At 69.2% G+C, this 17119-nt stretch carries 16 protein-coding genes; 8 read left to right on the top strand and 8 right to left on the bottom strand.

The genetic code is table 11. The annotated features are described in order from the left end of the window. Positions 1-17: 17 nt before the first annotated feature. The gene (locus tag G6N64_RS03595; RefSeq protein ID WP_409370796.1) at positions 18-1388 is read left to right on the top strand and encodes a cytochrome P450; all 1371 of its coding nucleotides are present in this window, start codon (positions 18-20) and stop codon (positions 1386-1388) included. A 51-nt stretch (positions 1389-1439) separates the two neighbouring features. On the opposite strand, the gene msrA is transcribed toward G6N64_RS03595, so the two are convergent. From msrA to G6N64_RS03580, 3 genes are read right to left on the bottom strand one after another with little or no spacing between them, the layout of a single operon-like run. Further along, positions 1440-1952 (bottom strand): peptide-methionine (S)-S-oxide reductase MsrA, encoded by a 513-nt coding sequence (gene msrA / locus G6N64_RS03590; protein WP_163795633.1) that lies wholly within the window; start codon positions 1950-1952, stop codon positions 1440-1442. Further along, entirely contained in the window at positions 1949-2422 is a 474-nt protein-coding gene (msrB, locus tag G6N64_RS03585) for a peptide-methionine (R)-S-oxide reductase MsrB (RefSeq protein WP_163795632.1), read from the bottom strand. Before msrB ends, msrA begins: the two co-directional genes overlap by 4 nt. Positions 2423-2478: 56 nt before the next feature. Then, entirely contained in the window at positions 2479-3387 is a 909-nt protein-coding gene (locus G6N64_RS03580; protein ID WP_163795631.1) for an alpha/beta fold hydrolase, read from the bottom strand. A gap of 59 nt (positions 3388-3446) precedes the next feature. Between G6N64_RS03580 and G6N64_RS03575 the strand changes: the two genes are divergently transcribed. Together G6N64_RS03575 and G6N64_RS03570 are read left to right on the top strand one after the other, a co-directional pair. After that, entirely contained in the window at positions 3447-3965 is a 519-nt protein-coding gene (locus tag G6N64_RS03575; protein WP_163795630.1) for a nuclear transport factor 2 family protein, read from the top strand. Beyond that, positions 3962-4993 (top strand): NAD-dependent epimerase/dehydratase family protein, encoded by a 1032-nt coding sequence (locus G6N64_RS03570; RefSeq protein WP_163795629.1) that lies wholly within the window; start codon positions 3962-3964, stop codon positions 4991-4993. The genes G6N64_RS03575 and G6N64_RS03570 overlap by 4 nt, the downstream gene beginning before the upstream one ends. A gap of 14 nt (positions 4994-5007) precedes the next feature. Here G6N64_RS03570 and G6N64_RS03565 read toward each other — a convergent pair whose 3' ends face one another. After that, positions 5008-5475, bottom strand: a complete 468-nt coding sequence (locus tag G6N64_RS03565; protein WP_163795628.1) for an SRPBCC family protein — start codon at positions 5473-5475, stop codon at positions 5008-5010. A 60-nt stretch (positions 5476-5535) separates the two neighbouring features. Here G6N64_RS03565 and G6N64_RS03560 point away from each other — a divergent pair, with 60 nt between their 5' ends. The 3 genes from G6N64_RS03560 (at position 5536) to G6N64_RS03550 (ending at position 7501) form a co-directional block, all read left to right on the top strand. Next, complete coding sequence (locus G6N64_RS03560; protein ID WP_163795627.1) at positions 5536-5916, top strand: DUF427 domain-containing protein; 381 nt, start codon at positions 5536-5538, stop codon at positions 5914-5916. A 91-nt stretch (positions 5917-6007) separates the two neighbouring features. After that, positions 6008-6868, top strand: coding sequence for a DNA-3-methyladenine glycosylase family protein (locus tag G6N64_RS03555; RefSeq protein WP_163801416.1), 861 nt, complete (start codon positions 6008-6010; stop codon positions 6866-6868). Between the two features lie 69 nt (positions 6869-6937). Continuing rightward, complete coding sequence (locus tag G6N64_RS03550) at positions 6938-7501, top strand: Dps family protein (protein ID WP_163795626.1); 564 nt, start codon at positions 6938-6940, stop codon at positions 7499-7501. A gap of 72 nt (positions 7502-7573) precedes the next feature. On the opposite strand, the gene G6N64_RS03545 is transcribed toward G6N64_RS03550, so the two are convergent. From G6N64_RS03545 to G6N64_RS30595, 4 genes are read right to left on the bottom strand one after another with little or no spacing between them, the layout of a single operon-like run. Next, positions 7574-8203 (bottom strand): DUF2461 domain-containing protein, encoded by a 630-nt coding sequence (locus G6N64_RS03545; RefSeq protein ID WP_163795625.1) that lies wholly within the window; start codon positions 8201-8203, stop codon positions 7574-7576. Between the two features lie 3 nt (positions 8204-8206). Beyond that, positions 8207-9580: a chloride channel protein gene (locus tag G6N64_RS03540; protein ID WP_163795624.1), complete on the bottom strand. Its 1374-nt coding sequence runs from the start codon at positions 9578-9580 to the stop codon at positions 8207-8209. 9 nt (positions 9581-9589) lie between these two features. Continuing rightward, on the bottom strand, positions 9590-9967 hold the full coding sequence (locus G6N64_RS30600) for a PaaI family thioesterase (RefSeq protein WP_308206645.1): 378 nt from the start codon (positions 9965-9967) through the stop codon (positions 9590-9592). Beyond that, positions 9968-10414, bottom strand: coding sequence for a hotdog family protein (locus tag G6N64_RS30595; RefSeq protein ID WP_308206644.1), 447 nt, complete (start codon positions 10412-10414; stop codon positions 9968-9970). It abuts the gene before it with no gap. Between the two features lie 617 nt (positions 10415-11031). Between G6N64_RS30595 and gltB the strand changes: the two genes are divergently transcribed. Together gltB and G6N64_RS03525 are read left to right on the top strand one after the other, a co-directional pair. Continuing rightward, on the top strand, positions 11032-15621 hold the full coding sequence (gltB, locus tag G6N64_RS03530; protein WP_174266753.1) for a glutamate synthase large subunit: 4590 nt from the start codon (positions 11032-11034) through the stop codon (positions 15619-15621). Next, positions 15614-17080 (top strand): glutamate synthase subunit beta, encoded by a 1467-nt coding sequence (locus G6N64_RS03525; RefSeq protein ID WP_163795623.1) that lies wholly within the window; start codon positions 15614-15616, stop codon positions 17078-17080. Before gltB ends, G6N64_RS03525 begins: the two co-directional genes overlap by 8 nt. Positions 17081-17119: the final 39 nt, after the last annotated feature.

Genomic DNA, 17119 nt, shown 5'->3' with positions numbered 1-17119 from the left:
CAGTACCGCGCGACGGGTTGGAGGACCACGTGAGCCAGACGACCATCAGCGACGCATCCGCGTCCTCGGAGTCGGGCACGCGTCCCGTCAAGCTGCCGCCCGGCCCACGCTGGCCGACGTTCGTCCAGGGCCTCGCGTACGCGGTGTCGCGAACGTGGACCGTCGGCCGGGTCACCCGCCGCCACGGCGACGTCATCTCCATGACGCTGCCGGTGTTCGGCAAGTCCGTGGTGGTGGCCGACCCGCAGCTGGCCAAGCAGCTCTTCGCCGCCAACACCGACGACGTCGGCAACATCCAGCCCAACCTGAGTCGCGTGCTCGGGCCGGGGTCGGTATTCGCGCTCGACCGCACCGATCACCGTCGCCGCCGCAAGCTGCTCACCCCGCCGTTCCACGGCAAGAGCATCAAGAACTACGAGCGGATCTTCGAAGAAGAGACGCTGCGCGAGGCCGAATCATGGCCCGAGGGAGTCGCATTCGAGACGCTCGAGCCGATGATGCGGATCACGCTGAACGCCATCCTGCGCGCGGTCTTCGGCGCCGACGGCGAACGCCTCGACGAGCTGCGCGAGATCATCCCGCCCTGGGTCACCCTCGGGTCGCGTCTGGCGGTGCTGCCCGTCCCCGGGCGCAACCTCGGCCGCTTCTCGCCCTGGGGGAGGCTCGCCGAGTACCGCAGGCAGTACGACGCCGTCATCGACCACCTGGTCGAGGAGGTGAAGGCCGACCCCGACTTCGACAGCCGCGACGACGTCCTGGCGATCCTGCTGCGCAGCACCTACGAGGACGGCGGCGCCATGTCGCAGCGCGACATCGCCGACGAACTGCTGACCCTGCTCGCCGCCGGCCACGAGACGACCGCATCGACGCTGGCGTGGGCGTTCGAGCGGATCACCCGCCATCCCGACGTGCTCACCCGCCTCGAGTCCGAGGCAGGCACCGACGGCAACGAGTACCGGCAGGCCACGATCCTCGAGACGCAACGCGTCCGCACCGTCATCGACTTCGCGGGCAGGCACGTCCACTCGCCGACGTTCGAACTGGGCGAGTGGGTGATCCCGCGGGGCTACTCGATCACGGTGGCGATCCGCGAACTGCACAACCGCGAGCAGGACTTCCCGGGGGCGGACGCCTTCGATCCGCAGCGCTTCCTCGGCGACGGCCGGCCGCCGCTGTCGTTCCTGCCGTTCGGCGGGGGCACCCGCCGCTGCGTCGGCGCCGTGTTCGCCAACGTCGAGATGGACGTCGTGCTCCGGACGGTGCTGCGGCACTTCGTGGTTCACACCACGGCCGCACCCGACGAGAAGATCCACTCCCGCGGCGTGGCCTACACGCCGAAGGCGGGCGGACGGGTCGTCCTGCGGCGCCGCGCCACCCCGCTGGCCTAGAACGCACGAACCGGCGGACCCCGAGGGGCCCGCCGGTTCGATGACGCTCTACTACTGCGAAGCGGTCTCGCGCTTCGGCAGCTTCCACCCCGCCCGCGGGAAGTGGCAGGTGTACCCGCTCGGGTACCGCACCAGGTAGTCCTGGTGTTCCGGCTCGGCCTCCCAGAAGTCGACGGCGGGCGTCACCTCCGTGACCACCTTGCCGGGCCACAATCCGGACGCCTCCACGTCGGCGATGGTGTCCTCGGCGACGCGCTTCTGCTCGTCGTCGACGTAGAAGATCGCCGACCGGTAGCTGGAGCCGACGTCGTTGCCCTGCCGGTCCTTCGTCGTCGGGTCGTGAATCTGGAAGAAGAACTCCAGGATGGCCCGGTAGTCGGTCTCGGCCGGGTCGTAGACGATCTCGATCGCCTCGGCGTGCCCGGGATGCTTGCGGTAGGTCGGATGGTCGTTGGTGCCGCCTGTGTAGCCGACGCGCGTGTCGACGATTCCGGGCTGCTTGCGGATCAGATCCTGCATGCCCCAGAAACATCCGCCTGCCAGGATTGCGATCTTGGTGCTCATGCCTGTGCCTCCTCCTTACTGAACAATGCCTTGTACTCGCCGTAGCCCTGCGCCTCGAGGTCGTCGAGTGCGACGAACCTCAGCGACGCCGAGTTGATGCAGTAGCGCAAGCCACCCTGATCCCTGGGGCCGTCCTTGAAGACGTGTCCGAGGTGGCTGTCGCCGTCGGCCGAGCGCACCTCGGTGCGCAGCATCAGGTGGCTGAAGTCGCGCTTCTCGATCACGTGCGTGGTCTGGTCCGGAGTCTGGATCGGCCGGGTGAAGCTCGGCCAGCCCGATCCGCTCTCGAACTTGTCGACCGATGCGAACAACGGCTCGCCGGACACGACGTCGACGTAGATTCCCGCCTCGTGGTTGTCCCAGTACTCACCCGTGAACGGACGCTCCGTCCCGTCCTCCTGGGTGACGCGGTACTGCTCGGGCGACAGCGCGGATACCGCCGCCGGATTCTTGTTGAACTCTCGTGCCACTGGTCCTCCTAGAGTTGGCACTCGTATAACCCCGTGCTGCTGCTGGAAGTTCCCCGTCAGGCCCCGTGTCGAACCTCGTCGACGACCCGGATGATCTGGTCGGCCACCGCCTCGGGGCGGTACAGCATCTGGTTGTGGCCGGTCCCCGGGACGATCACGTTCGTGGTTCCGAGCGCCGCGGCCAGCATGTCGTTGGCCTCGCGGATCTGCGCCTGGGTGTAGTTGTCCGGCGTCAGTTCGGCGGGTGGCGGGAACCGGTCGGCGGTGAGCACGATCGCCGGTACCCGTGGCAGCGGCGGCGCGGCCGCGATCGCCGCGAACGCATCGGCGGGGAGGATGGCCTCCTCGCCGGGCGGTTTGTCCCGGCCGTCGGCCTCGAACGCCGCGTTTTGGTGGAGTCTGCCGACGACCGTTAGGAACTCCGAGGTGGGTTCGGAGAACACCAGGCCCGAGGCGACGTCGGGATGGCGGCGGGCCAGCAGGTCGAGGACGAGCCCGCCGTAGGAGTGCGCGACGAACACCATCGGCGTGGGGAGGTCGGCGGCCCGGATCAGCGCCATCACGTCGTCGACGTCCTTCCCCACGGTGTGTGGTTGCGGGACGGGGGTCGACCGGTCAGGGCCGTCGGGCCGCGTCCCGGGTCGGTCGTAGGTGCAGATGCGGGTGGTTCGCGCGACGAGGGGTTGAGTTGAAACCGCGGTGGGCGTGATCGTCGCCTCGGCGATCAGGTCGTAGGGCGAGGTCCTGACCGGATCGTTCGGTTCGACGGCGGCGTTCCAGGCCTCGGCGTAGCTGCCCGCACCGGGGATCACGAACACCAGCGGCGAGCCCGCGCCCTGGCAGTTCAGGAACAGGCTGCGGTCGCCGCCGATGGCGACGAGGCCGGCGACGTCGTCGGCGCGGGAGTTGGGCGCGATCGCCAACGGGGTGACGAACGCGAGCGCCGCTGCGAGCGCCTTGATCATGATCGAACGATACGGCCGATGCTCGACAAGAATCGGTAGAACGTGTTCTAGTTCTGGGTGTGACCGGAGGCACCTTCACCCGTGACGAGTTGGTCGAGGCGTTCGCGAGGTTCGAGCAGACCGTGGACCACGCCGCCAAGACGCGGGACTGGGATTCGTGGGTCGACCAGTACACCGACGACGTCGTCTACGTCGAGCACGCGGCGGGCACCATGCGTGGCCGCGAGCAGGTGCGGCCGTGGATCTGGCAGACCATGGAGAACTTCCCCGGCAACCACATGACGTCGTTCCCATCGCTGTGGACGGTGTACGACGAGGACGCCGACCGCGTCCTCTGCGAACTCGACAATCCGATGCGGGACCCCGGCGACGGCACCATCATCACCGCCACCAACATCTCGATCGTCACCTATGCGGGCGACGGGAAGTGGCGCAGGCAGGAGGACGTCTACAACCCGTTGCGTTTCGTCTCGGCCGCCATGAAGTGGTGCCGCAAGGCCGCCGAACTCGGCACCCTGCCCGACGAGGCCGAGAAGTGGATGACCAGGGTCGGCGCACAGATGGGCGGACCGGCGTGACGTCGCTCGTCATCGGTGCGAACGGGTACCTGGGTTCGCACGTCACCCGACTGCTGGTCGGGGACGGGCAGGACGTCCGGGTGATGGTGCGCGACGGCGCGAACACCGTCGGCATCGACGATCTCGCCGTGACGCGGTTCGTCGGCGACGTCTTCGACGACGACGTCCTGCGTTCCGCGATGACCGGGGTCGACGACGTCTACTACTGCGTGGTGGACACCCGCGGGTGGCTGCGCGACCCGGCGCCGCTGTTCCGCACGAACGTCGAGGGCACGCGCAACGTGCTCGACGTCGCCGTCGAACCGGACATCGCCGTCGGTCTGCGCCGGTTCGTCTTCACCAGCAGCTACGCGACGGTCGATCGGCGGCGCGGCAGGGTGGCCACCGAGGCCGACGTGATCGCCGACGTCGACGACAGGCGCCTCACCGCCTACGTCCGGTCCCGCGTCACGGCCGAGAACCTGGTCCTCCGGTATGCCCGCGACCGCGGCCTGCCCGCCGTCGCGATGTGCGTGTCCACCACCTACGGCGCAGGCGACTGGGGCCGTACGCCGCACGGCGCGATCATCGCCGGTGCGGCGTTCGGCAAGCTGCCGTTCGTGATGGGCGGCATCGAACTCGAGGCGGTGGGCGTCACCGACGCGGCACGCGCGCTCATCCTCGCCGCCGAGAAGGGCCGGGTGGGGGAGCGCTACCTGATCTCGGACCGCATGATCAGCAACGCCGACGTCGTGCGCATCGCCGCCGACGCGGCCGGCGTACCGGCGCCCACGAGGTCGATACCGCTGCCCGTCTCGTACGCGATGGCCGCGCTCGGCAGCCTCAAGGGCCGGCTGACGGGCACCGACCAGCGCTTGTCGATCAACTCCCTGCGGCTGATGCGCGCCGAGGCGCCGGTGGACTGCGGCAAGGCGGCACGCGAACTCGGGTGGCAGCCGACCCCGGTGGAGACGTCGATACGGGAGGCAGCCCGCTTCTGGGTCGGCCTGCGCGAAGCCAAGCGGGCGAGTAGGCAGACCGGGGCCTGACACGGCCCGAGCGCTCACGCCTCGGCGCGCGCCTTCAGCCGCTCGAGGGTCTGCCGGATGTGCTCGGCGTTCGCCGACGTGCGGTCCCGGACTCCGGTCGCGATGCCGCCCGGCGTGACGAACCAGCCGGGCCTCCGGTCCCAGGTGCTTTCGGTGACGGTGCAGCCACCCTCGGCGGCCTCGATCTCGTAGCGCCAGTGCGCGACGGGGATGACGACGCTCTTCACGTCGAACGCGAACACCCGGTCCGGTTCGGCGTCGGTCACGGAGCAGGTGGTGGTCCAGGATCGGGTGCCGTTGCGGTTGCGTCCCTTGAACACCGCACCCGGCACCGCGCGGTCGCCCCGGTGCCAGTGCAGCGAGTTCACCTCCGCGCCGAGTTCGCCCATCGTCGGCAGGTCGGTGATCAGGGCGTACACCTGCGCGGGAGTCGCGGCGATGGTGACGGAGGCGGTTGCGTCGGCGGGGGCGGCGAGCGTCATGGCGCGATCGTAGCCAGCGCGGGAGGAATCCCGGGCGGGTCCGGCCGCGTTGACGTTCACATGAGCGAACGCCAGGTCCTCCAGCCCACCGCCGAGCACCCGATCACCGTCACCCCCACCGACGGGCGCGTGGTCGTGCGCATCGGGGGCACCGTGGTCGCCGAGACCGATGCGGCGCTGTCGCTGCGGGAGTCGACCTACCCGGTCGTCCAGTACGTCCCGTTCGCGGCGGTCGACCAGACCGTCCTGCGCCGCAGCGACACGACCACCTACTGCCCCTTCAAGGGTGAGGCCAACTACTTCGACGTGACCGTCGCCGGCACGACCGTCGAGGACGCCATCTGGACCTACGAGCAGCCCTACGAGGCCGTTGGGGCCATCGCCGGTCACGTGGCGTTCTACGCCGAGAAGGCAGACGTCGCCGTGGGCCCGTCGAGCTGACCGCGACGTCGCCGCCACCTGCCAAGATGGAGGCGTGAACGCAGGCCCGGTCCGCCGCACGGTGGTGTTCGGAGGACCCGTGAGCCCCGCCATGACGCTGTCCCCACAGCGGCGCGGCCCGGGGGACCCCTGCTACCAGTCGATCGACGGCGCGATCTGGAAGACGAGCCTGCAGGACAGCGGTCCGGTCACCGCGCACATCGCGAAGGTCGGGCGCGACGCGGTCGAGTGCACGGCGTGGGGCGACGGCGCCGACGAGTTCCTGCACGGGCTGCCCGACCTGCTCGGGCTACACGACGACACGACGGGCTTCGCGCCCGACGAGGAGACGATCGCGGCCGCGTACCGGCGCGTCCCGCACCTGCGCATCGGTCGGACCGGCCGGGTGCTCGAGGCGCTGATACCGGCGATCCTCGAGCAGCGCGTCACGGGCAAGGACGCGTTCCGGGCGTGGCGGCTGCTGGTGACGAAGTTCGGCACGCCCGCTCCGGGCCCGGCACCCGCACGGATGCGGGTGCCGCCCCCCGCCGACGTGTGGCGGCGCATCCCGTCCTGGGAGTTCCACCTGGCCAACGTCGATCCCGGCCGGGCGAGGACCGTGGTGCTGTGCGCTCAGCGCAGCGACTCGCTGGAACGGCTCTCGAGCCGCGTCAGCGCGGACGCCCGTATCGCGCTGCAGTCACTGCCGGGCGTCGGTGAATGGACGACGGCCGAGACCGCCCAGCGGGCCTGGGGTGACGCCGACGCACTGTCGGTCGGCGACTACCACCTCTCCAACATGGTGGGGTCGACGCTGCTCGGCCGCCGGATCGACGACGCCGCCATGCTCGTCCTCCTCGAACCGCTTCGCCCGCACCGTCAGCGTGCCGTCCGCCTGCTCGAGGTGAGCGGGTTGGCGCGCAACCCGCGGTTCGGTCCACGGTTGGCGATCCCGGACCTCCGGACGATCTAGATCACTCGGGGGTTAGCGGGCGCGTGGCGCGGGTAGCTGAGGAGTACCGAACCACTAGGAGGTAACACGATGACTCAATTCACCGTGCCCGGAATGTCCGCCCAAGATGGCCAAAAGGTCGCCGGACTGCTGCAGAAGCAGCTCAGTGCCTACAACGACCTGCACCTGACGCTGAAGCACATCCACTGGAACGTCGTGGGTCCGAACTTCATCGGCGTGCACGAGATGATCGACCCCCAGGTCGACCTGGTGCGCGGGTACGCCGACGAGGTCGCCGAGCGCATCGCCACCCTCGGTGCGTCGCCGCAGGGCACCCCCGGCGCGATCCTCAAGGACCGCACCTGGGACGACTACTCGATCGGCCGCGACACGGTGCAGGCGCACCTCGCTGCCCTCGACCTCGTCTACGACGGCGTGATCTCCAGCACCCGCGAGGTCATCGACGCGACCGAGGATCCCGATCCCATCACCAACGACATGCTGATCGGGCACTCCGCGGAACTCGAGAAGTTCCAGTGGTTCGTGCGCGCGCACCTCGAGAACTCCGGTGGCCAGCTCGTCACCGAGGGCGAGAAGACCGAGAAGGGCGCGGCGCAGTCCGCCAAGGAGAACTCGAACGGCGCCAGCAAGTAACGACCGCTCCACAGCTGTTCACGGACGGGCCCGCACCAGTCGGTGCGGGCCCGTGTCGTGTCCGCCGTGGACTCAGTGACCGAGGCGCAGGCAGATCCACTCCACCAGCGGCCGGGCGGCGGTCCAGTCGGAGCGGACCGCGTCGACGAGTTCGGCGGTGTGGATCACCGGCTGGAAGCCGTAGTCACGGGTGACGGTGAGTGACCTGTGCCGAAGCAGCTCGATTCGCGGGTGGGCGGCGTCGTACCCCCGAGGTGCCGTCTTGAGCCGGTCCCCGCCGACCTCGAAGCCGCCCTTCCGTAATTTGGCCAGAATCCGTTCCAGCGCTGCGCCCTTCGCCTCGTCGACCATCGCCGTGCGGATGTGCGCGAGGTCGGCGGCGGACGCGTCGTAGAACCCGGCTCCGGTGCGGAAGCCGCGCGCCGCGATCTCGACGTACCAGCCGCAGGCCGGTCCCGCTCCGACGAACGCGCCCTGATGGGTCTTGTAGGGCGTCTTGTCCTTCGCGAACCGAACGTCGCGGAACGGCCGAAAGATTTTGGCAGCACCAAACTTCGGCTCGAGTGCGTCGGTCAACGCCACCATCGGCGCACGGACGCACTCCTGGTACTGCGTCTCGTGGGCCTTCCAGAACGACTTCGTGTTGTCGATCTCGAGGTCGTCGTAGAAGTCGAGGGCGGCCTCGGGGAAACCGGTGAACACCGGTTATTCGCCCGCGGTCTCGCGGTCGAGGCGCTGCGCCTTGTAGACCGACACGTCGGTGCGGCTGATCAGCATGTAGGCGATGCCCACGGTGATCATCGCGCCCGGGACGACCGAGAACGAGCCCGTCATCTCGGCCACCATGATCATCACCGCGAGCGGGGCGTGCGCGACGCTGCCGAAACACGCCATCATCGCCACCACCACGAACACGCCGGGACCGTCGGGCACCCCGGGCAGGCCGGTCAGGTCGGCGAGCCGCCACACCGCCGCCCCGACGAAGGCGCCGATGACGATGCCCGGACCGAAGATGCCGCCGGAGCCTCCGGTGCCGACGGTCAGCGACGTGGCGACGATCTTGGCCAGGGGCAGGATCAGCACGATCCACAACGGGATCGTCAGCAGGGTGTCCCGGGCCGAGGCGAGCTGCGCCCAGCCGTAGCCGCTGGACAGGATCTGGGGGATGACGAGGGCCATCAGGCCGACCAGGAGCCCACCGACCGCCGGCTTGATCACCTTGTTGCCCGGCAGCCGATTCGTCAGCGCGACGGTGGCATAGAAGGTCCGCGCGTAGAGGTATCCGACCGCTGCCGCGACGATCCCGATCACCGCGAACCACGGCAGGTCCGCGGCATCGAATCGGTAGTCCGGCACCACGAACCCGAACAGCGGGTCGAACCCCAGGATGGAGCCGTACACCGCATAGGCGGTGGCCGAGGTGATGAACCCGGGCACCAGCGACTTGTAGTCGAAGTCGGAGCGGTAGACGATCGACGCCGCGAGCACCGCCCCGCCGAGCGGTGCGCCGAAGATGGCGCCGATGCCCGATCCGATGCCGATCGACACCGCGACCCGGCCGTCCTCGTCGGACAGGTCGAGGCGTCGGGTCAGCAGGGATCCGAAACCCGCGGAAATCTGCGCCGTCGGGCCCTCCCGGCCCGCCGACCCGCCGGATCCAATGGTCAACGCGCTGGAGATCATCTTCACCAGGACCACCCGCGCGCGGATCGCCCGCGGATCGGTGTGGACGGCCTCGATGGCGCTGTCGGTGCCGTGCCCCTCCGCCTCGGGTGCGAACCTCGCGACGATCAGCGCGGACAGGGCAGCGCCCCCCATGACGATCAGCGGGATGGCCCACGGACGTGCGAAGCCGGCGTCCCCGGGATCGCCGCCGTCCCCGTCGGCCGTCGGCACGTCGTAGTCGCCGAGATGACCGAGCAGGAACCGTCCGGTGTAGTCCATCGCGAGGTAGAACGTCACGGCGCCCAGTCCGGCGATGATGCCGATGGCGATGCCGAGGATCAGCCACTTGCGCAGGTAGCCCGAGCCTCGGATGAAGGCGCCGACGGCGCCGGCGGGTTTCCGCGCCTCTGGCATGGCCGGATGCTAGCAGCGGTAGGCGGTCAACCGGGCGGTGAGGGCGATCTTGCCGTCCGATCCGATGGCCTGCGCGTCGGCGACGCCGCTGCGCCTGCCGACGCGCAATGTGCTTCCGACGTAACGGGTTTGGCTGCCCGGTTCACTGCCTCCCGCGACGAACCGACGCAGGAAGTTCACCCGCAGCGACGCCGTGACGAGCGGATCGTCCCGGCGACCGGCGTTGACGGCGGCCGACGCGACGACCTCCAGGCCCGTCGAGGCGATGCCGCCGTGCACCACGCCGATGCTGTTGTCGATCACCGGGTCGACCAGCTGCGGGAGGACCACGGTGCGGTCGTCGACGACCGGGGGGCCTGCCGCCATCATCGCGGCGAGGCCGCACAACTAGTCGTGGTCCTCGACCCGTCCGGGCGACTCGGCGAACTCGCCGGGGCTGTCGACGTAGAACGATCTGACCGTCCCGCTGCCGATCGCGATGCCGTCGAGCACCAGTTCGCACTCGGCGACCGCGGTGGCGTGCTTGCCGCCCAGCGGACGGCTGACGGCCAGCACCGGCTGGTCATGGGCGGCCAGGACCACCGCGGCGGCGTCGGGAGCCAGGTCCAGGGACAGTTCGCTGGAGACGGTCCACTCGTCCTGGTTGCGTCGGTGGTGGTTGAGCAGCCCGCCGACGTGGTCGACCAGAATTGCCAGAGGTCCCAGGCTCGGAGCCCCGGTCACCGGATTCGACAACCCGCTCAGGGGCAGTGTGGCCGCGCACCGATCGCCGCCCTCCTCGAGGGTGACGACCCGAAATCTGCCTATCGGCGTGTTCGCCGCGTGGTGCCGCATCGGCTACACCCTTCCTGGGCGACCACGGCCCGCCGTACCCCCCACCCGTATGGTGTGACGCGTGCTACCCGGGTCACGCGTGGCAGGGTCGGCGAGAGGGTCTTTGTATCGGTGAAATGCGTTGTCGCGGTTGAGCTTTCCAGTCGTTCGACGTGATCTTGACCTCGTCGCCGCCGGCACTACGCTCAGGGCCGAATCTAAGAATACGAGCAGGCTTTATGGCAAACCACGGAATCCGCATTCGCCATGATGGTGGCCCCGCGTGGGGACCGTGGCAAACGGTTTCCGCCGGTCCGGTCCGGTGGTTCCGGATGGCCGCATTCGACCGCTGTCGGCGGCGTCGCGCCAAACTCGCACCAGCGCAACGGAAGAAGCCCCGAGGCGGCCAGTCGGGCGGTCGGTCCCGCCGCGCGTGAGTGCCCCCGGGGTTAGGTCGTACTAAGTTGGCATGTCAGGCGGTGTTTGTCATATCGTTTCACCACTCGAGGCGAGTGGGAAGAAAGCCCGTCGTTCAGTGCTGCACACAGGCACTCACATCGCCCAGCCGGCACACGACGCCCTTCGGCGGAGGTACCGGCCCGTGCTGCGCACACGCGTGAAGAGAAAAGGTCAGGTGGATGCCAGTGGGAGCAGTGCCCAGCGGGCTCTACAACCCCGCATACGAGCACGACGCCTGCGGTGTCGCCATGGTTGCGGACATGCACGGACGTCGCAGCCGCGACATCGTCGACAAGGCCATCACCGCACTGGTGAACCTCGAACACCGCGGGGCCCAGGGTGCCGAGCCGAACACCGGCGACGGCGCGGGCATCCTGCTGCAGGTTCCCGACGAGTTCTTCCGCGCGACCGTGGACTTCGAACTGCCCGAGATGGGTAGCTACGCCACCGGCATCGCCTTCCTGCCGCAGTCGTCGCGCGACGCCGCGGCCGCCTGTGAGTCGGTCGAGAAGATCGCCGAGGCCGAGGGGCTCGACGTGCTCGGATGGCGCGACGTGCCGACCGACGACTCGTCGCTCGGCGCACTGGCGCGCGACGCCATGCCGACCTTCCGTCAGCTGTTCATCGGCGGCGCGTCGGGCATGGACCTGGAGCGCCGGGCGTACGTGATCCGCAAGCGCGCCGAACACGAACTCGGCACCAAGGGTCCCGGCCAGGACGGCCCGGGCCGCGAGACCGTGTACTTCCCGAGCCTGTCCGGCCAGACGTTCGTCTACAAGGGCATGCTGACCACCCCGCAGCTCAAGGCGTTCTACCTCGACCTGCAGGACGAGCGGATGACGAGCGCGCTGGGCATCGTGCACTCCCGGTTCTCCACCAACACGTTCCCGTCGTGGCCGCTGGCGCACCCGTTCCGCCGCGTCGCGCACAACGGCGAGATCAACACGGTCACCGGCAACGAGAACTGGATGCGCGCCCGCGAGGCGCTCATCAAGACCGACGTCTTCGGGTCCGAGGCGGACATCGACAAGATCGTCCCGGTCTGCACCCCGGGCGCATCGGACACCGCGCGCTTCGACGAGGTCCTCGAACTGCTGCACCTCGGCGGCCGCAGCCTGCCGCACGCCGTCCTGATGATGATCCCCGAGGCGTGGGAGCGGCACGAGTCGATGGACCCGGCCCGCCGCGCGTTCTACGCCTACCACGCATCGCTCATGGAGCCGTGGGACGGCCCGGCCTCGGTGTGCTTCACCGACGGCACCGTCATCGGCGCCGTGCTCGACCGCAACGGTCTGCGCCCCTCCCGCATCTGGGTGACCGAGGACGGCCTCGTCGTGATGGCGTCGGAGGCCGGGGTCCTCAACCTCGACCAGTCCACCGTGGTGCAGAAGATGCGTCTGCAGCCGGGCCGCATGTTTCTGGTCGACACCGCGCAGGGCCGCATCGTCGCCGACGAGGAGATCAAGGCCGAGCTGGCCACCGGGCAGCCGTACCAGGAGTGGCTCGACGCCGGGCTGTTCCACATCGAGGACCTGCCCCAGGGCGACTACGTGCGGATGCCGCACCACCGCGTCGTGCTCCGCCAGCAGGCGTTCGGGTTCACCTACGAGGAACTCAACATGCTGGTCGCGCCGATGGCGCGCACCGGTGCCGAGGCGCTGGGGTCGATGGGCACCGACACCCCGGTGGCCGTGCTGTCGGCCCGTCCCCGGATGCTCTACGACTACTTCCAGCAGCTGTTCGCCCAGGTGACGAACCCGCCCCTGGACGCGATCCGCGAAGAGGTCGTCACCAGCCTGTCCGGCACCGTCGGACCCGAGGGCGACGTGCTGAACCCGACCGCCGAGTCGTGCCGCCAGATCGCGCTCACCCAGCCGATCCTGCGCAACGCCGAGCTGTCGAAGCTGATCTGCGTCGACCCCGATCACGAGATCCGCGGTCACAAGCACGGCCTGCGTGCCGCGGTGATCCGCTGCCTCTACCCGGTCGCCCGCGGTGGGCAGGGCCTGCAGGAGGCGCTGTCGGACGTCCGCGCCAAGGTGTCGGCCGCCATCCGCGACGGTGCCCGCATCATCGTGCTGTCCGACCGCGAGTCCAACGAGCAGATGGCGCCCATCCCGTCGCTGCTGTCCGTCGCCGCCGTGCACCACCACCTCGTCCGCGACCGCACCCGCACCCAGGTCGGTCTCGTCGTCGAGGCCGGCGACGCCCGCGAGGTGCACCACATGGCCGCACTCGTCGGTTTCGGCGCCGCGGCCATCAACCCCTACATGGCGTTCGAGTCGATCGAGGACATGGTCGACCGCGGAGTCATCACCGGCATCAGCAGCGACCAGGCCAAGGCCAACTACGTCAAGGCCGCCGGCAAGGGCGTGCTGAAGGTGATGTCCAAGATGGGCATCTCGACGCTGGCCTCCTACACCGGCGCCCAGCTGTTCCAGGCCATCGGCATCAGCCAGGAGGTGCTCGACGAGTACTTCACCGGCCTGTACTGCCCGGTCGGCGGCATCGACCTCGACGACATCGCCGACGACGTCGCGTCCCGGCACGCGCTGGCCTACCTGGACCGCCCGGACGAGCGCGCGCACCGCGAACTCGAGGTCGGCGGCGAGTACCAGTGGCGCCGCGAGGGTGAGTACCACCTGTTCAACCCCGACACGGTGTTCAAGCTGCAGCACTCGACCCGCACCGGGCAGTACTCGATCTTCAAGGAGTACACCCAGCTCATCGACGACCAGAGCACCCGGATGGCGTCGCTGCGCGGACTGCTGAAGTTCCGCGAGGGTCAGCGCGAGCCGATCTCGATCGACGAGGTCGAGTCGGCCGCCGACATCGTCAAGCGGTTCTCCACCGGCGCCATGAGCTACGGGTCCATCTCGGCGGAGGCGCACGAGACGCTCGCCATCGCGATGAACCGCCTCGGCGCCCGGTCGAACTCGGGTGAGGGCGGCGAAAACGTCAACCGCTTCGAGTACGACGAGAACGGTGACTGGCGGCGCAGCGCCATCAAGCAGGTCGCATCGGGCCGCTTCGGCGTCACCAGCCACTACCTGACCAATTGCACCGACATCCAGATCAAGATGGCCCAAGGTGCGAAACCCGGTGAGGGCGGCCAGCTTCCGGGGCACAAGGTGTACCCGTGGGTGGCCGAGGTGCGGCACTCGACGCCCGGCGTCGGGCTGATTTCGCCGCCGCCGCACCACGACATCTACTCGATCGAGGATCTGGCGCAGCTGATCCACGACTTGAAGAACGCCAACCCCGGTGCCCGCGTGCACGTGAAGCTGGTGAGCGAGAACGGCGTCGGTACCGTCGCCGCGGGCGTGTCCAAGGCGCACGCCGACGTGGTGCTGATCTCCGGCCACGACGGCGGAACCGGCGCGACGCCGCTCACGTCGATGAAGCACGCCGGCGCACCGTGGGAGCTGGGGCTCGCCGAGACCCAGCAGACGCTGCTGCTCAACGGACTTCGCGACCGCATCGTCGTGCAGGTCGACGGCCAGCTCAAGACCGGTCGCGACGTCGTGATCGCCGCACTGCTCGGCGCCGAGGAGTTCGGCTTCGCCACCGCTCCGCTCGTGGTGTCGGGCTGCATCATGATGCGCGTCTGCCATCTCGACACCTGCCCCGTCGGCGTCGCCACCCAGAACCCGGTCCTGCGGGAACGGTTCAACGGCAAGCCCGAGTTCGTCGAGAACTTCTTCATGTTCATCGCCGAGGAAGTCCGCGAGCTGATGGCCCAGTTGGGCTTCCGCACCGTCAACGAGATGGTCGGCCAGGTCGGCGCGCTGGACACCACCAAGGCCGCCGAACACTGGAAGGCGCACAAGCTGGACCTGGCGCCGGTGCTGCACGAGCCCGAGTCGGCGTTCATGAACCAGGACCTGTACTGCAGCTCGCGCCAGGACCACGGACTCGACAAGGCGCTCGACCAGCAGCTCATCGTGCAGTGCCGCGAGGCCCTGGACACGGGGGCGGCCGTGAGTTTCCGGACGTCGATCGCGAACGTCAACCGCACCGTCGGCACCATGCTCGGCCACGAGGTCACCAAGGCGTATGGCGGACAGGGGCTTCCGGACGGCACCATCGACATCACGTTCGACGGGTCTGCCGGCAACAGCTTCGGCGCCTTCGTCCCGCAGGGCATCACGCTGCGGGTGTTCGGTGACGCCAACGACTACGTCGGCAAGGGGCTGTCCGGTGGCCGGATCGTGGTCCGCCCCGCCGAGGACGCGCCCGCGGACTACGTCGCCGAGGACAACATCATCGCCGGCAACGTGATCTTGTTCGGCGCCACCAGCGGTCAGGCGTTCCTGCGCGGCCAGGTGGGCGAGCGGTTCGCGGTGCGCAACTCGGGCGCCCACGCGGTGGTCGAGGGCGTCGGCGACCACGGCTGTGAGTACATGACGGGCGGCAGGGTCGCGATCCTCGGGCCGACGGGGCGCAACTTCGCCGCGGGCATGTCCGGCGGCATCGCCTACGTGTACGACCCGAACGGGGCTCTCGACGAGAACCTCAACACCGACATGGTGGGACTCGAGGCGCTGGACGACGAGGACGTCGACTGGCTGCGCAGCACGCTCGCCGCGCACGTCGAGAACACCGATTCGACCGTGGGCCAACGCATTCTGTCCGACTGGGATGGGGAAGTGAAGAACATCGTGAAGGTGATGCCGCGCGACTACCGACGTGTGCTCGATGCGATCGCCGCGGCCGAGGCCGCCGGCGAAGACGTGGGCACGGCGATCATGGCGGCCTCCGGTGGCTGATCCGCGCGGGTTCCTCAAGCACACCCACCGCGAGACGCCGCAGCGTCGGCCGGTCGACCTGCGTCTGCGCGACTGGAACGAGGTCTACGAGGAGTTCTCCCACGAGACGCTCCAGAACCAGGCTGCCCGCTGCATGGACTGCGGGATCCCGTTCTGTCACAACGGGTGTCCGCTGGGGAACCTGATCCCCGAGTGGAACGACCTGGTGTTCCGGGACCGCTGGCGCGACTCCATCGAGCGGTTGCATGCCACCAACAACTTCCCGGAGTTCACCGGCAGGCTGTGCCCGGCGCCGTGTGAGGCGTCGTGCGTCCTCGGCATCAACCAGGACCCGGTGACCATCAAGCAGGTCGAGGTCGAGATCATCGACAACGCCTTCGCCGAGGGCTGGGTGGTGCCGCTGCCTCCGGACCGGCTCACCGGCAAGAAGGTCGCCGTCGTGGGGTCCGGTCCCGCGGGTCTGGCTGCCGCGCAACAGCTCACCCGCGCCGGCCACGACGTCACGGTCTTCGAGCGGGCCGACCGCATCGGCGGCCTGCTGCGCTACGGCATCCCCGAGTTCAAGATGGAGAAGCGCCACATCGACCGTCGCCTCGAGCAGATGGCGGCCGAGGGTACGAAGTTCCGCACCGGCGTCAACGTCGGCGTCGACGTGACCGTCGAGCAGTTGCGCGGCGACCACGACGCCGTGGTGCTGGCCGGCGGCGCCACCGACTGGCGCGACCTGCCGATCCCCGGCCGCGAACTCACGGGCGTCTACCAGGCCATGGAGTTCCTGCCCTGGGCCAACCGCGTGCAGATGGGCGACCCGGTCGTCGGCGAGGACGGCGAGCCGCCGATCACCGCCAAGGACAAGAAGGTCGTCATCATCGGCGGCGGCGACACCGGCGCCGACTGCCTGGGCACCTCGCACCGTCAGGGCGCGGCCAGCGTCCACCAGTTCGAGATCATGCCGCGGCCGCCGGAGACCCGCGCCGAGTCGACGCCGTGGCCGACCTACCCGCTGATGTACCGGGTGTCGTCCGCGCACGAAGAGGGTGGCGAACGCGTCTTCTCGGTCAACACCGAGGAATTCGTCGGTAGGGACGGCCAGGTCACCGCGCTCAAGGTGCACGAGGTCGAAATGAGAGAAGGCAAGTTCGTCAAGGTCGAGGACTCCGACTTCGAACTCGAGGCCGACCTCGTCCTGCTGGCGATGGGCTTCGTCGGGCCGGAGAAGACGGGTCTGCTCGAGAACCTCAGCGTGGAGTTGACCGACCGCGGCAACGTCAAGCGCAACGACGACTTCCAGACCTCGGTGCCCGGCGTGTTCGTCGCCGGCGACATGGGCCGTGGGCAGTCGCTGATCGTGTGGGCGATCGCCGAGGGCCGTGCGGCCGCTGCGGGCGCTGACAAGTACCTGATGGGCCAGTCCGCGCTGCCCGCGCCGATCCGCCCGACCGCCGCTCCGCAGCGGTAGGCGTTCGCGCCCGACGCTGGTGCGGCGAGGGTGGTGGCC

It is taken from the genome of Mycolicibacterium sediminis (assembly GCF_010731735.1).
GTDB classification, from domain to species: Bacteria; Actinomycetota; Actinomycetes; order Mycobacteriales; family Mycobacteriaceae; genus Mycobacterium; species Mycobacterium sediminis.
Note: the sequence above shows the minus strand (reverse complement) of the source record. Positions and strands in the feature narration are given on the sequence as shown.

Bases quoted from the DNA above. Each gene is read 5' to 3' on its own strand.
- msrA (WP_163795633.1), bottom strand. From the start codon at position 1,952: ATGAGCACCAAGATCGCAATCCTGGCAGGCGGATGTTTCTGGGGCATG.
- G6N64_RS03580 (WP_163795631.1), bottom strand. From the start codon at position 3,387: ATGATCAAGGCGCTCGCAGCGGCGCTCGCGTTCGTCACCCCGTTGGCG.
- G6N64_RS03565 (WP_163795628.1), bottom strand. From the start codon at position 5,475: ATGACGCTCGCCGCCCCCGCCGACGCAACCGCCTCCGTCACCATCGCC.
- G6N64_RS03560 (WP_163795627.1), top strand. From the start codon at position 5,536: ATGAGCGAACGCCAGGTCCTCCAGCCCACCGCCGAGCACCCGATCACC.
- G6N64_RS03555 (WP_163801416.1), top strand. From the start codon at position 6,008: ATGACGCTGTCCCCACAGCGGCGCGGCCCGGGGGACCCCTGCTACCAG.
- G6N64_RS03550 (WP_163795626.1), top strand. From the start codon at position 6,938: ATGACTCAATTCACCGTGCCCGGAATGTCCGCCCAAGATGGCCAAAAG.
- G6N64_RS03540 (WP_163795624.1), bottom strand. From the start codon at position 9,580: ATGCCAGAGGCGCGGAAACCCGCCGGCGCCGTCGGCGCCTTCATCCGA.
- G6N64_RS30595 (WP_308206644.1), bottom strand. From the start codon at position 10,414: ATGCGGCACCACGCGGCGAACACGCCGATAGGCAGATTTCGGGTCGTC.
- gltB (WP_174266753.1), top strand. From the start codon at position 11,032: ATGCCAGTGGGAGCAGTGCCCAGCGGGCTCTACAACCCCGCATACGAG.